This is a genomic window from Marinomonas sp. 5E14-1, from assembly GCF_039939215.1.
Classification (GTDB): Bacteria; Pseudomonadota; Gammaproteobacteria; order Pseudomonadales; family Marinomonadaceae; genus Marinomonas.
In genome coordinates this window covers 1-322 of record NZ_JBDXMW010000044.1, presented here as the reverse complement: position 1 = coordinate 322, position 322 = coordinate 1, and the positions used below count along the sequence as shown (strand labels likewise).

Below are 322 nucleotides of genomic sequence, written 5' to 3'. Positions count from 1 at the left end.
CTATGATCGTCAAGCAATTCGGTTGCGTTCGTTCTGGTGGCTTTTTTATTGCCTTACCAAAACACGCGAAGACATGCTTGGATCTTTAACAATTCTCTTTTTTGAAACAACGTGTATCAAGGTTAAACCAGCGACCTCCATGGATGGAGGAAATGCTGAAAATTGTCAGGAACAATTTCAGTACTTTATCGTAATATGTGCTTTAAAAACTACTTTGGCGTTATATAGTCAAGCCTCACGAGCAATTAGTATTGGTTAGCTCAATGCCTCACAGCACTTACACACCCAACCTATCAACGTCCTAGTCTCGAACGGCTCTTTA

1 rRNA gene is annotated in these 322 nt (G+C 40.7%); it reads right to left on the bottom strand.

The annotated features are described in order from the left end of the window. Nucleotides 1-224 precede the first annotated feature (224 nt). Nucleotides 225-322: ribosomal RNA gene (locus ABFY09_RS15185) — 23S ribosomal RNA — on the bottom strand; the annotation flags it as partial.